At 67.0% G+C, this 12370-nt stretch carries 13 protein-coding genes; 2 read left to right on the forward strand and 11 right to left on the reverse strand.

Features of this window, described 5'->3' with window-relative positions:
- Window positions 1–26: 26 nt before the first annotated feature.
- From ACFXNW_RS26905 to ACFXNW_RS26925, 5 genes are read right to left on the reverse strand one after another with little or no spacing between them, the layout of a single operon-like run.
- Window positions 27–836 (reverse strand): HpcH/HpaI aldolase/citrate lyase family protein, encoded by an 810-nt coding sequence (locus ACFXNW_RS26905; RefSeq protein ID WP_379420570.1) that lies wholly within the window; start codon window positions 834–836, stop codon window positions 27–29.
- Window positions 833–1318 carry a MaoC family dehydratase gene (locus ACFXNW_RS26910; RefSeq protein WP_379420571.1) on the reverse strand — a complete coding sequence of 162 codons (486 nt, stop codon included), beginning with the start codon at window positions 1316–1318 and terminating at the stop codon, window positions 833–835. Before ACFXNW_RS26910 ends, ACFXNW_RS26905 begins: the two co-directional genes overlap by 4 nt.
- A complete protein-coding gene (locus tag ACFXNW_RS26915; protein WP_379420572.1) occupies window positions 1315–2475 on the reverse strand; it encodes an acyl-CoA dehydrogenase family protein in 1161 nt (386 codons plus the stop codon). Before ACFXNW_RS26915 ends, ACFXNW_RS26910 begins: the two co-directional genes overlap by 4 nt.
- A 45-nt stretch (window positions 2476–2520) precedes the next feature.
- Window positions 2521–4584, reverse strand: coding sequence for a biotin carboxylase N-terminal domain-containing protein (locus ACFXNW_RS26920; protein ID WP_379420573.1), 2064 nt, complete (start codon window positions 4582–4584; stop codon window positions 2521–2523).
- A gap of 5 nt (window positions 4585–4589) precedes the next feature.
- Window positions 4590–6203: a carboxyl transferase domain-containing protein gene (locus ACFXNW_RS26925; protein ID WP_379420574.1), complete on the reverse strand. Its 1614-nt coding sequence runs from the start codon at window positions 6201–6203 to the stop codon at window positions 4590–4592.
- Window positions 6204–6296: 93 nt separating this feature from the next.
- Here ACFXNW_RS26925 and ACFXNW_RS26930 point away from each other — a divergent pair, with 93 nt between their 5' ends.
- A complete protein-coding gene (locus tag ACFXNW_RS26930; protein WP_379420575.1) occupies window positions 6297–6890 on the forward strand; it encodes a TetR/AcrR family transcriptional regulator in 594 nt (197 codons plus the stop codon).
- A 173-nt stretch (window positions 6891–7063) separates the two neighbouring features.
- Here ACFXNW_RS26930 and ACFXNW_RS26935 read toward each other — a convergent pair whose 3' ends face one another.
- Both ACFXNW_RS26935 and ACFXNW_RS26940 read right to left on the reverse strand, forming a co-directional pair.
- A complete protein-coding gene (locus ACFXNW_RS26935) occupies window positions 7064–7810 on the reverse strand; it encodes a 3-hydroxybutyrate dehydrogenase (RefSeq protein WP_379420576.1) in 747 nt (248 codons plus the stop codon).
- Window positions 7807–9219, reverse strand: coding sequence for an MFS transporter (locus tag ACFXNW_RS26940; protein ID WP_379420577.1), 1413 nt, complete (start codon window positions 9217–9219; stop codon window positions 7807–7809). Before ACFXNW_RS26940 ends, ACFXNW_RS26935 begins: the two co-directional genes overlap by 4 nt.
- A gap of 139 nt (window positions 9220–9358) precedes the next feature.
- Here ACFXNW_RS26940 and ACFXNW_RS26945 point away from each other — a divergent pair, with 139 nt between their 5' ends.
- Window positions 9359–10279, forward strand: coding sequence for a LysR family transcriptional regulator (locus ACFXNW_RS26945; RefSeq protein ID WP_379420578.1), 921 nt, complete (start codon window positions 9359–9361; stop codon window positions 10277–10279).
- Window positions 10280–10342: 63 nt separating this feature from the next.
- Here ACFXNW_RS26945 and ACFXNW_RS26950 read toward each other — a convergent pair whose 3' ends face one another.
- The 4 genes from ACFXNW_RS26950 to ACFXNW_RS26965 all read right to left on the reverse strand — a co-directional run bounded on the left by ACFXNW_RS26950 (window position 10343) and on the right by ACFXNW_RS26965 (window position 12364).
- On the reverse strand, window positions 10343–10942 hold the full coding sequence (locus ACFXNW_RS26950; protein WP_379420579.1) for a hypothetical protein: 600 nt from the start codon (window positions 10940–10942) through the stop codon (window positions 10343–10345).
- A 67-nt stretch (window positions 10943–11009) separates the two neighbouring features.
- Entirely contained in the window at window positions 11010–11168 is a 159-nt protein-coding gene (locus ACFXNW_RS26955; protein WP_379420580.1) for a hypothetical protein, read from the reverse strand.
- A gap of 212 nt (window positions 11169–11380) precedes the next feature.
- Window positions 11381–11503 (reverse strand): hypothetical protein, encoded by a 123-nt coding sequence (locus tag ACFXNW_RS26960; RefSeq protein ID WP_379420581.1) that lies wholly within the window; start codon window positions 11501–11503, stop codon window positions 11381–11383.
- A 69-nt stretch (window positions 11504–11572) separates the two neighbouring features.
- A complete protein-coding gene (locus ACFXNW_RS26965) occupies window positions 11573–12364 on the reverse strand; it encodes an ABC transporter ATP-binding protein (protein ID WP_379420582.1) in 792 nt (263 codons plus the stop codon).
- Window positions 12365–12370: the final 6 nt, after the last annotated feature.

Here is a 12370-nt window from a genome sequence, read left to right on the forward strand (position 1 = left end):
GTGGTTCTCCTGGCTCGGTGTGCGGATCAGCTGCGGGCGCGCCGGACGATCTGTTCGGCGTGCCGCAGAACGGGCGCGTCGACCATGCGGCCCTGGTAGGCGAAGACTCCGCGATGGTGCGGCACTTGTTCGAGAACGCCACGTGCCCAGGCGATCTCGTCGTCTGAGGGGGTGTACGCATCACGGATGACGGCTACTTGGCTCGGATGAATGCCCACCTTGACGTCGAACCCGACGGCCACCGCGTCCTCGGTCTCGGAGCGCAACCCGTCCAGATCGGCGATATCGAGATACACCGAATCTATGGCGAGCTTGCCGTGTGCCTTGGCGGCCAGCAGCGCCTTCGAGCGGACATGCCTGGCGACGTCGCGATAGCTGCCGTCGGCGTGCCTGCTCGACTTACCGCCGAGCCCGGCGACCAGATCCTCCGCACCCCACATGACGCCGATGGTGTTCTCGGCCGCCGCGGTGCGCTCCACCTCCAGCGCGCCGAGCGGCGACTCCACCAGCACGATGACCTCGTAGGGCGACAGCGCGGCGAGCTGCGCCGTCGACTCGCATTTGGGCAGCATGATCCGCCGGTATCCGGTGTCGATGAGCGCGGCAAGGTCGTGGCGGTGCTCATCGGTGCCCGCGGCGTTGACCCGGACGATCGTGGTCTCCGGATCGAGCGGCGTCTCGACCAGCGCCTTGCGGGCCGCGGACTTGTCGCCTGCGGCGACCCCGTCCTCCAGATCGAGGATCACCACATCGGCCGCCGCGGCCGCCTTCGCGAAGCGTTCGGGTCGGTCGGCCGGGCAGAACAGCCAGGCCGGTCCGCTCATCTGCCGGCTCATGCCGACTCCGGACGCATCCGGACCAGGGTCTTCCTGGTGGCGGTGGCGACGAGATCGCCGTGCTGATTGTGGGCGGCATGAGCCAGGCTGACGATGCCCTCGCCCGGCCGCGATTTCGACGCCCGCTTATCGGTGACCACGGTCTCGGCGTACATCGTGTCGCCGTGGAACAGCGGATTCGGGAACGCGATATCACCGAAACCGAGGTTGGCCACCAGCGTGCCCTGCGTCAGCTGCGCGACCGACAGCCCGACCAGCGTGGAGAGGGTGAACATCGAGTTCACCAGGCGCTGATTGAACGGCGGCTGCGCATCGCTGAACGCGGCGTCCAGATGCAGCGCCTGGGTATTCATGGTCAGCGTCGTGAACAGGACATTGTCGGCCTCGGTGATGGTGCGGCCGGGCCGGTGCTCATAAACCACACCGGTCTCGAACTCCTCGAACCACAGCCCTCGCTGGACGACGCGGCGTAGCTCGGTCACAGGCCCAGCTCCCGCGCGATCAACATCAATTGCACCTCCGTCGTGCCTTCACCGATCTCCAGGATCTTGCTGTCGCGGTAGTGCCTGGCCACAGGGTATTCGTTCATGAAGCCGTAGCCGCCGAAGATCTGTGTGGCGTCGCGGGCGTTGTCCATGGCCGCCTCGCCCGCGATCAGCTTGGCGATCGAGGCCTGCTTCTTGAACGACTTGCCCGCGAGCATCAGCGCGGCCGCGTCGTAGTAGGCGGCGCGGGCGGTATGCGCGCGGGCCTCCATCCGAGCGATCTTGAAAGCGATGGCCTGATTGGTGCCGATCGCCCGGCCGAAGGCTTCGCGTTCCTTGGCGTAGCGCACGCTCTCGTCGACGCAGCCCTGGGCGGCGCCGGTGGACAGCGCGGCGATGGCGATGCGGCCCTCGTCGAGAATGCGCAGGAAGTTCGCGTAGCCGCGGCCGCGTTCACCGAGCAGGTTCTCCTGCGGCACCCGCACATCGGTGAACGAGAGCGGATGGGTGTCGGAGGCGTTCCAGCCGACCTTGTTGTAGGCGGGCTCGGCGACGAAACCGGGGGTGTCGGTCGGCACGAGGATGGTGGAGATCTCCTTCTTGCCGCCTGTTTCCCCGGTCACCGCGGTCACGGTCACCAGCTTGGTGATGTCGGTGCCGGAGTTGGTGATGAACTGCTTGCTTCCGTTGATGACCCAGTCGCCGCTGTCGACGACGGCGGTGGTGCGGGTGCCGCCCGCATCGCTGCCCGCACCGGGTTCGGTGAGGCCGAACGCGGCCAGGTTGCGTCCGCTGGTCAGCAGCGGCAGCCATTCCTGCTTCTGTTTGTCGTTGCCGAACCGGTAGATCGGCATGGCGCCAAGCGAGACGCCCGCCTCCAGGGTGATCGCCACACTCTGGTCGATCTTGCCCAGCTCCTCGAGCGCCAGGCACAGCGCGAAGTAGTCGCCGCCCATGCCGCCGAACTCCTCGGGGAACGGCAGGCCGAACAAGCCCATCTCGGCCATGCCCTCGACGACCTTGTACGGGAAGGTGTGGTTGGCGTCGTGTTCGGCGGCGACCGGGGCGACAACCTGGTTCGCGAAATCGCGGACGGTCAGGGCCAGGTCGCGGTATTCGTCGGGAAGTGTTCCGGTGGAAAGGAAATCGTTCACTGTGTGTCCTATCGGTCGGTCGAGAGGTCGGTGGGTGCCGCGGAACTACCGATCGGCGCCGAGTTCGGCGGCCACGTCGGCGTTATCGGCGGCAACAGCTGATTCGGAGGTTGCGGCGCTGTGGATGCGGGCGAGCATTTGGTCCAGGCTCACCTGATCGCCGGGCTTGACCAGTAGCTCGACGGTGCCTGCGGCCGGCGCGGTGAGCGAATGCTCCATCTTCATCGCCTCCACCACGACCACGGCCGCACCCGCCGCGACCTCGGCGCCGGACTCGACCGGCACTGCGATCACCGAACCGGGCATGGGGCTGCGGATCTCGGTGTCGCCCGAATCGGCGTCACCTGCACGGACATTCACCTCCGCGACCTCGCGCAGCGCGGCAACTCCGAATGGTCCGCCGACCCACAGACGGTGCTCATATTCGGCGACGCGGTAGTCGCGGCGCAGGCCGTCGACGGTGATCGTCAGCAGCCCTCGGCCGTCGTGGCGGGCCGACAGCGCGACGGGCACGCCGTCGTCACCGACCCGAAGTTCGGCGGCTGTCGGTGTGCCGGTAAGGTACACGTGCTCGACGCGGTCGCCGCCCTCTAGCCGGATCGGCGTCGGTGCCGCGGCGCCGACGCGCCAGCCCGTCGGCTGCTGCCACGGATCGCTGGGTTGCGTCGGCCAGCGTCGCAGCCAGTGGTGGACGGCGGCCGCAGCGAAGGCGTCGTCGGGCACGGACGCCGGTACGAAATCAACCGCCCTGCGGTCCAGCAGCGCGGTGTCCAGGCGACCCGCCACCACATCGGGATCGGCGAGCAGGAACCGCAGGAACTCGATATTGGTCGTCACGCCCAGCACAGCGGTATCGGCCAGTGCCCGATCCAGCGCTGTCAGTGCGGCGGCACGATCGGGGCCGTGCGCGATGACCTTCGACAGCATCGGGTCGTAATCGCTGCCGACCACGGTGCCGACGCGCAATCCGGAATCCACGCGAACGCCGTTGCCGCTGGGTTCGGCCAGATCGACCACGGTGCCGCCGGTCGGCAGAAAGCCGCGGCCGGGGTCCTCGGCGTAGACGCGCGCTTCCATCGCGTGCCCGATGAGCCGGATGTCCTCCTGCGCCAACGTGATCCGCTGTCCTGCGGCGACCCGAACCTGGCATTCGACCAGATCCACGCCGGTCACCATTTCGGTCACCGGATGCTCGACCTGCAGGCGGGTATTCATTTCCATGAAGAAGAACTCGTCCGGCCGGTCCGCCGACACGATGAACTCCACCGTGCCCGCACCCACATAGTCGACACTGCGCGCGGTATTGCAGGCCGCGGTGCCGATCCTGGCCCTGGTCGCCGCGTCCAGCAGCGGCGAGGGTGCCTCTTCGATGACCTTCTGATGCCTGCGCTGCAGGCTGCATTCGCGTTCACCGAGATGCACGACATTGCCGTGCTGGTCGGCGAGGATCTGCACCTCGATATGCCGCGGCCGGGTGACGAACCGTTCCAGGAACAGCGTGTCGTCACCGAATGCGGAACCGGCCTCACGGCGGGCACTGGCGAGCGCGGCAGGCAGGTCGGCCGGATCCTCGACCAGTCGCATGCCCTTACCGCCACCACCGGCGGACGGCTTGACCAGCACGGGATAGCCGATCTCGGTGGCGGCCGCGATCAGCGCGGCGTCGTCGAGACCGGGTTCGGCGATGCCGGGCACCACCGGCACGTCGAAGGCCGAGACCGTGTTCTTCGCGGTGATCTTGTCGCCCATCACCTCGATCGCCTTGGCGGGCGGGCCGAGGAAAACGATCTCCTTCTCGGCCAGCGCGGCGGCGAAAGCGGCGTTCTCGGAGAGGAATCCGTAGCCGGGGTGCACGGCCTGGGCGCCGGTGCGCACGGCGGCGTCGACCACCTTGGCGATATCCAGGTAGCTCTCACGCGCGGGTGCGGGCCCGAGCCGGATCGCCACGTCGGCCTCGTGCACGTGCCTGGCGTCGACGTCGGCGTCGCTGTACACCGCGACCGAGCGGATGCCCATCTCGCGCAGTGTGCGGATGACGCGCACCGCGATCTCGCCGCGATTGGCGACGAGGACGGTGTCGAAACCGACGGGATCAGTCTTGTTCAGCATGGTCATCACATCCGGAAGACGCCGTAGGAGACAGGTTCCAGCGGAGCCTGCGCACAGACCGACAGGGCAAGGCCGAGCACGGTTCTGGTGTCGGCCGGGTCGATGACGCCGTCGTCCCAGATCCGCGCGGTGGAGTAGTAGGGGTTGCCCTGACGTTCGTATTGATCGCGGATCGGAGCCTTGAACGCCTCCTGATCGTCCTCGGTCCATGGCTTTCCGCTGCTGTCGAGCTGATCGCCGCGCACGGTCGACAGCACCGACGCCGCCTGCTCACCGCCCATCACCGAGATCCGGGCATTGGGCCACATCCACAGGAAGCGCGGCGAATACGCGCGCCCGCACATGGAGTAGTTGCCCGCGCCGTACGAACCTCCGATGACGACCGTCAGCTTCGGCACCCGCGCGCAGGCCACCGCGGTCACCATCTTCGCGCCGTGCTTGGCGATGCCGCCCGCTTCGTAGTCGCGGCCGACCATGAATCCGGTGATGTTCTGCAGGAACAGCAGCGGAATCTTGCGCTTGTCGCACAGTTCGATGAAATGTGCGCCCTTCATGGCGGATTCGCTGAACAACACGCCGTTGTTGGCGACGATGCCGACCGGATGCCCATGGATATGGGCGAATCCGGTGACCAAGGTCTTGCCGTATTCGGCTTTGAATTCGTGGAATCCGCTGCCGCCGTCGGGATCGCCGTCGACGATGCGGGTGATCACCTCGCGCACGTCATAGGGGGTGCGCAGGTCGACCGGGACCACGTCGTACAGCTCTTCGGCGGGCGCGGCAGGCTCGACCGGCGAGCGCACCTCCCAGGGACTGTCCTGGCGCGGGCCGAGGGTGGCGACGATGCGGCGCACGATTCGAAGCGCGTCCTGATCGTCGTCGGCGAGATGGTCGGTGACGCCGGACGTCCGTGAATGCAGCGCGCCGCCGCCGAGTTCCTCCGCGGTGACGACCTCACCGGTCGCCGCCTTCACCAGCGGGGGACCGCCGAGGAAGATGGTGCCCTGATCGCGCACGATCACCGCTTCATCGCTCATCGCGGGCACATACGCGCCGCCCGCGGTGCACGAGCCCATGACCGCGGCGATCTGGGCGATGCCCTTGGCGCTCAGGTTCGCCTGGTTGTAGAAGATCCGGCCGAAATGCTCGCGATCGGGGAACACCTCGTCCTGATGCGGCAGATACGCCCCACCGGAATCGACCAGGTAGACGCAGGGCAGATTGTTCTGCAAGGCGACTTCCTGCGCGCGCAGATGCTTCTTCACCGAGAGCGGGTAGTACGTGCCGCCCTTGACCGTCGCGTCGTTGGCGACGATCACGCATTCGCGGCCCGACACCCGGCCGATGCCGGTGATGACGCCCGCGCCCGGGCATTCGTCGTCGTACATCCCGGTGGCCGCCAGCGGGGACAGCTCGAGGAACGGGCTGCCCGGATCGAGCAGCTGATCCACCCGTTGGCGCGGCAGCAGCTTGCCGCGCGCGATATGGCGCTGCCTGGCCTTCTCGGGGCCGCCGAGCGCGGTCGCGGCGAGCCGGGCGCGCAGATCGCCGACCAGCGCCTGATGCGCCGCGTAATTGTCGGAGACCGCGCTTGCTCGCGGGTCCTGGGTCATCGTCATCACGCCATCCTGCCAGTCAGTTAATCGCTGATAACTGGAATACAGGTTAATCTTGACTAACCGAGTTGTCCAGACCGGGTGGGAGGAGCGCCGATGACCGGCACGGAGACCGGCACGCTCACGCGCCGTGAACAGCAGAAAGCCGAGCGCAGGCGGCAGTTGCTCGATGCAGGTGCGCGGCTGATCGCCGACCGCGGCTTCCTCGGCATGCGCCTGGACGACCTCGGCGCGGCCGTCGGCATCAGCGGGCCCGCGGTCTACCGGCACTTCCCGAACAAGGACGCTCTGCTGGTCGAACTGCTGGTCGGAGTCAGTCGCAGGCTGTTCGAGGGCGGTGAAGCCGTGGTGGCGGATGCTTCGTCTCCGAGCGAGGCACTCGGCAAGCTGGTCGATTTCCATCTCGACTTCGCCCTCGGTGATCCCGAGCTGATTCGTATCCAGGACCGCGACCTGGACAACGTCCCCGAACCCGCGCGTCGCGAGGTGCGCCGCTTCCAGCGCCGCTACGTCGAGATCTGGGTGGGGGTGCAGCGGGAATTGCACCCCGAACTGGCCGAGGACGCGGCGCGGGTCAAGGCCCACGCGGCGTTCGGTCTGATGAACTCCACCCCGCACAGTGCGACACCGGCTACGGCAGCCCGGGCGCGAGCGATCCTGCGAGAGATGGCGATCGCGGCATTGACCTGACGGGCCTGTGGACCGGTGTGCGCCCCGCCTGGTACGACTGTCGCCGGTGTGCCGGATCGGCCCCCTCATAGCGCCGACCCGGCACGTCGGGCGCTGGAGCGTATTGCGCGACTTCCCGGCGTCACCCAGGCGGATATGCCGCGCATCAGCGCACCAGCGCCGCGACCGACCGATCACCGGGCGCTCCAACCTCCGTCCATCGTGTAGGACGCGCCCGTGACCATCCCGGCGTCCGGCCCCGCCAGCCATGCGGTGAGCGCACCGACTTCCTCCGGCTCCACCAACCGTTTGATGGCGCTCTCGGTGAGCAGAATCCCTTCCAGCACTTCGCTTTCGGCGATACCGTGGGTTCGGGCCTGGTCGGCGATCTGCTTGTCGACCAGCGGAGTGCGCACATAGCCCGGGTTGACGCAGTTGCTCGTCACGCCGTGCCTGCCGCCCTCCAGCGCAGTCACCTTGGAAATGCCCTCCAAGGCGTGCTTGGCGGCGACGTAGGCGACCTTGTACTCCGAGGCCCGCAGACCATGCACCGAGGAGATGTTCACGATCCGGCCGAATCCCTGCTCGTACATATGCGGCAGCGCGGCCCGGATCAGTAGGAACGGCGCCTCGGCCATCAGCGTCATCAGGGTGCGGAATCGCTGCGGCGCGAAATCGGTGATGGGGTCGATGCTCTGGATGCCGGCATTGTTCACCAGGACTTCGACCTCGAGGGTCAGCTGCTCGAGTTCGGCGACGTCGAGCAGGTCGACGCCCCAGGCTGTGCCGCCGATCTCCTCCGCCAGCGCCTTCGCGCCGACCTCGTCGATATCGGCGACGGTGACGTGTGCACCCCGCGCGGCGAGCGCCCGGGCGCAGGCCGCACCGATCCCGCTCGCGCCGCCTGTCACCAAGGCCCGCCGTCCGGTCAGTGCGCTCATTTCACCGTCACCGGGGCAGGCGCGGCGGCCGGGGCGGAATCACGTGCGGCCTCGGAAGCCAGGTTCGCCGCGTCGGCCGAGTCGATATCGGCCAGGTCCAGACCGCTGGTCTCCCTGGCGACGATCACCGCGACGGCGGTCACCGCGCAGGCGCCGGCCAGGTACCAGGCGATCGGTACCGAGGAGTCGAAGGTGTCCAGCAGCCGCACCGCGATGATCGGGGCGAGCGAACCAGCGACGATCGAGGTCACCTGGTAGCCCAGCGAAACGCCGGAGTACCGCATCCGGGTGGGGAACATCTCCGCCATGATCGCGGGCTGCGCCGCGTACATGAGCGCGTGGAACAGCAGGCCGATGATGATCGCGGACAGGATGACCGCGTTGTGGCCGCTGTCCATCATCGGGAAGGCGAAGAAGCCCCAGGTGCCCGCGGTGACGGCGCCGATCAGATACACCGGCCGCCTGCCGAACCGGTCACTGAGCCTGCCGACCATCGGGATCGCGAAGAAGTGGATGGCGTGCGCGATCAACAGCCACCACAGGATGGTGTCGGTCTCGACGTCGACCTGCACCTTGAGGTAGGTGATGGTGAACGTGACGACCAGGTAATACATGATGTTCTCGCCGAAGCGCAGGCCCATGGCGGTGAAAACGCCACGCGGATAACGCTTGAGCACCTCGACCACACTGAACGAGGTGGCGCGGGCCTGCTCGGCCTCCTGCTGAGCGGCGACGAAGATCGGCGCGTCGGTGACCTTGGTGCGCACGTAGTAACCGACCAGCACGACCACCGCCGACAGCCAGAACGCCACGCGCCAGCCCCAGCTCAGGAATGCCGCGTCCGACAGCGTCGAGGTCAACGCGAGCAGCACCACCGTCGCGAGCAGATTGCCCGCGGGTACGCCCGCCTGCGGCCAGCTCGCCCAGAATCCGCGACTGCGGTTCGGGCTGTGCTCGGCCACGAGAAGTACCGCACCGCCCCACTCGCCGCCGACCGCGAAACCTTGGATGAATCGCAGGGTGACCAGCAATGCCGGCGCCCAATAGCCGACCTGCCCGAACGTGGGCAGACAGCCCATCAGGAAGGTGGCCGCGCCGACCAGCAGCAGGCTGAACTGCAGCAGCTTCTTGCGTCCGTACTTGTCACCGAAGTGGCCGAAGACGATGCCGCCGAGCGGCCGGGCGGCGAAGCCCACCGCATACGTGACGAACGCCGCGAGGATCGCATCCAGATCGCTGGTGCTCTCGGCGAAGAACACTTTGCTGAACACCAGCGTCGCGGCGGTGCCGTACAGGAAGAACTCGTACCACTCGACGACCGTGCCCGCCATCGACGCGGCGACCACTCTGCGTAGGCCGGTCGGTGCTCCTGGATCTTTGGTTCGACTAGCCGCGTCGTGCACGCTCATCGTTGAAACTCCCTCATCATCGCGACCACATCACTGATCGAATGTGATGGCCGCCACAGGCCATGACGATGAGTATCAGTGCACAGGGTTATCGGCGGCAATGGCCAGATGCGCAGGGCATGTCTGCAAAAATGCAGAAATGAACGTGTCCGCTTCGGGTCCGATACGTCGTCCCAGCGCCGATGATCTGCTGGTTCTGCTGGCTGTCGGGCGTTCGGGACGCTATGTCACCGCGGCGAACGAACTCGGCATCAACCACACCACCATCGCCCGCCGCATCGCCGCACTGGAACAGACCCTCGGCGGACGGGTGCTGACCCGCTCGGCCGGCGGCTGGGAGCTCACCGAGCTCGGCAGTGCGGCGCTGATCGCGGCGGAAACCATCGAGACGGCGATCAAGTTCATGTCGAGCCCGCGGGGAAACCGGGAACTGGAAGGTGTGGTGCGGCTGTCGGCGACCGACGGTTTCAGCGCCTACCTCGCCGCACCCGCCGCCGCGCGGGTCCGGCGCGAGCATCCGCGGGTCGCCGTCGAGATCGTCGCTACGACCAGGCGTGCCTCACAGCAGCGATCCGGCCTGGATATCGAAGTGGTCGTCGGCGAACCGCAGGTGCACCGCGCCAAGGCGATTCGGCTCGGTGACTACTGCCTCGGCCTCTATGGCGCCCGTGACTACCTGGCCGAGCGCGGGACCCCGGCCGGAATTGCCGATCTGGCCGGCCATCCGCTGGTGTATTTCATCGATTCGATGCTCCAGGTGGACGATCTGGATCTCGCCTCCAGCTTCGCTCCCTCCATGCGGGAATCGGTGACCTCGACCAACGTGTTCGTCCACGTCGAAGCCACGCGCGCCGCAGCCGGTCTCGGCCTGCTGCCGTGCTTCATGGCCGACCGCCATGCCGACCTGGTCCGCGTTCTCCCGGATGCTGTCACCGTCCGGCTGTCGTACTGGCTCGTGGCGCGGCCGGAAACCCTGCGTCGTCCCGAAGTGGCCGCGGTCGTCGACGCACTTGTTCAGCTGGTCGGCGAACAGCGGGCTGCGCTACTCGGTGAGCGCTGACCGCGCGGCCTGCGTGCACCGGTCAGCGTGCGCGTCACGCGTGGCCGTCGATGACACCTACAATCACGGGGCCCGGTACCAATCGACGACCGATCGCGCTGCGTGGCCGACGGTGGTCCCGGAAACGATCACCGTGTACGACGTTGCGAGACCGTGCAACCCGTTGATCGCGCATTCATAGCCGACCCGATGGGCCACGCTCCGAACCCAACGGATCGCTCGCGTTCGCTCGGCGGCCGAGGTGCGCTCCGCATCGCACACGACGAGCAGTCGACGTGCCGCGATCGTGATCGCGGCCTTGGTCGCCAGGTCGCAGATCTGGTGTTCGGCCGATCGCACTCTGCGTGCTCGACCGAACAATCGGATTCCGGCTCCGCTGCCCGTATGTTCGCCGAACAGGTAGTCGACCAATGATTGATCGACAATGACGATGACCGCCTCGGTGCCGGTCCGGTTTTCGGCGTCGGCCGGTGGGGTGAGTGCCGAGGTGAGCGGCTGAGTGAGCGCGGGGTCGATTCCGTCGAGCGAGGGCAGTGGCCGCGAAAAATTCGGGGCCCCACCGTAACTCGCTGGTATTCGCTCCTGACGGAACTCGGCGATTGTCCGTTCGAGCAGGCGAGTCGGCCGGCCGATGACAACCGGCGACGGGCCGGCCCCCCGCACCGACCCGACGACTTGGATGGATGAAGGAATAGGGGAACGGCGCCGCGGCCGTGCGTGCGCCTCGCCCCTACGGTTCGGCCTCGTCGCGATCACGACCGTCGTTCCCGTCTACTCGTATGTGGTGCGTCCTGGCGTCGAACATCTCCTTGATTCGCGCCTTGATCTCGGCGGTGCTGAAACTCGACCCGCGGCCGGTCGTTCGGTCCGCGATTCCAGATGAATTCATGGGGTTCTCCTGAAGAAATGAAATTCGCACGGCTGTTTTCCGCGGATCTCGACACTTTTGCGTGGAAAAGCGGTTCTGTGATTCTCTTTTTCGAATCGAACCCGCGTCCTGGAGAGTCGGACACCGGTCGGTGCGCGCGAACGAAAATCTTCGCACCGAATCGGTGGTCTGTCAGCCCAGGCAGTGCTCGCCGTCGATAGGTGAAAAGTAGCTCAACGCTTACGCTTCCGTATGATCACCGAAGCATCGGCTTCGCGTTCCCGCTTCGCGGCGCGACGCTCCTTGATGGTGGTCGCCGGCTTTTTGAGGGTTTTTCCGTTAGATTTGTCAGCCATTGTCGCTCCTGCTTTCGAAGTTCCAACTGGCCTCGACCATACGTCAGAAAAAAATAAAAGCCAGTCCGGTCAGAACGCGGCCGTCTTCCGAGCAACCAGGGTCGGTGCGCGGCGGGCAGGGAGGCCGGACGATCGGCGCGGTTCGCTGCACATGTCCAGAGCTGTGAGCTGCCCGTCGACCATGCGATAGGCGGCGTCCAGGCGGGGAAGGTGGGTGAGGTCATGGGTGACCAGAAGAGTGGCGGCCCGATGAGTACGCACCACCTCCAGGATGAGGTCGATGACGGCGGCGCCGCGTTCGGAATCGAGGGCACTGGTCGGCTCGTCGATCACCAGCAGCGCGGGCTCGTTCATCAGCGCGCGGGCGATATTCACCCGCTGCCGCTGCCCGCCGGAGAGCTGAGCCGGGCGTTTGCCGGCAAAGGCGGCGAGGCCCACCGATTCGAGCAACTCCATTGCCTTGGTGCGGGTTCGGCGGCGGCGTGCGGAGGAGGTGAACAGGCGCTGTCCGAGGTGATCCATCGCCTCGAGTTGCTCGACGGCGGTGAGTGCCGGAACCAGATTCGGCTGCTGGAAGACGATGCCGATCGACGAGCGGCGCAGCGCCGCCGCGTCCCGGCGCGACAGCACCGCCAGATCCACCCGGCCATCGCGGGTTTCGAGGTGCACCTGCCCGGAATCCGGGCGGATCAGCGTGGAGACGACGGCGAGCAGGCTCGACTTCCCGGACCCCGACGGTCCGGTGACGGCTGCGACCGCGCCGCCGGGCACGTCGACGCTCACCCGGTCGAGCGCCGTGATCCGGTCTGCGCCATCGGGGTAGGTGAGGGTGACATCGTCGACGGACAAACCGTTGGTCATTGCAGT

Origin of the sequence: Nocardia sp. NPDC059180 (assembly GCF_042754945.1) — a bacterium.
GTDB lineage: Bacteria > Actinomycetota > Actinomycetes > Mycobacteriales > Mycobacteriaceae > Nocardia.

Coding starts and splice junctions, on each gene's coding strand:
- ACFXNW_RS26920 (WP_379420573.1), bottom strand. CDS start 4,584: ATGCTGAACAAGACTGATCCCGTCGGTTTCGACACCGTCCTCGTCGCC.
- ACFXNW_RS26930 (WP_379420575.1), top strand. CDS start 6,297: ATGACCGGCACGGAGACCGGCACGCTCACGCGCCGTGAACAGCAGAAA.
- ACFXNW_RS26925 (WP_379420574.1), bottom strand. CDS start 6,203: ATGACGATGACCCAGGACCCGCGAGCAAGCGCGGTCTCCGACAATTAC.
- ACFXNW_RS26955 (WP_379420580.1), bottom strand. CDS start 11,168: ATGAATTCATCTGGAATCGCGGACCGAACGACCGGCCGCGGGTCGAGT.
- ACFXNW_RS26965 (WP_379420582.1), bottom strand. CDS start 12,364: ATGACCAACGGTTTGTCCGTCGACGATGTCACCCTCACCTACCCCGAT.
- ACFXNW_RS26945 (WP_379420578.1), top strand. CDS start 9,359: ATGAACGTGTCCGCTTCGGGTCCGATACGTCGTCCCAGCGCCGATGAT.
- ACFXNW_RS26905 (WP_379420570.1), bottom strand. CDS start 836: ATGAGCCGGCAGATGAGCGGACCGGCCTGGCTGTTCTGCCCGGCCGAC.
- ACFXNW_RS26960 (WP_379420581.1), bottom strand. CDS start 11,503: ATGGCTGACAAATCTAACGGAAAAACCCTCAAAAAGCCGGCGACCACC.
- ACFXNW_RS26940 (WP_379420577.1), bottom strand. CDS start 9,219: ATGAGCGTGCACGACGCGGCTAGTCGAACCAAAGATCCAGGAGCACCG.
- ACFXNW_RS26935 (WP_379420576.1), bottom strand. CDS start 7,810: ATGAGCGCACTGACCGGACGGCGGGCCTTGGTGACAGGCGGCGCGAGC.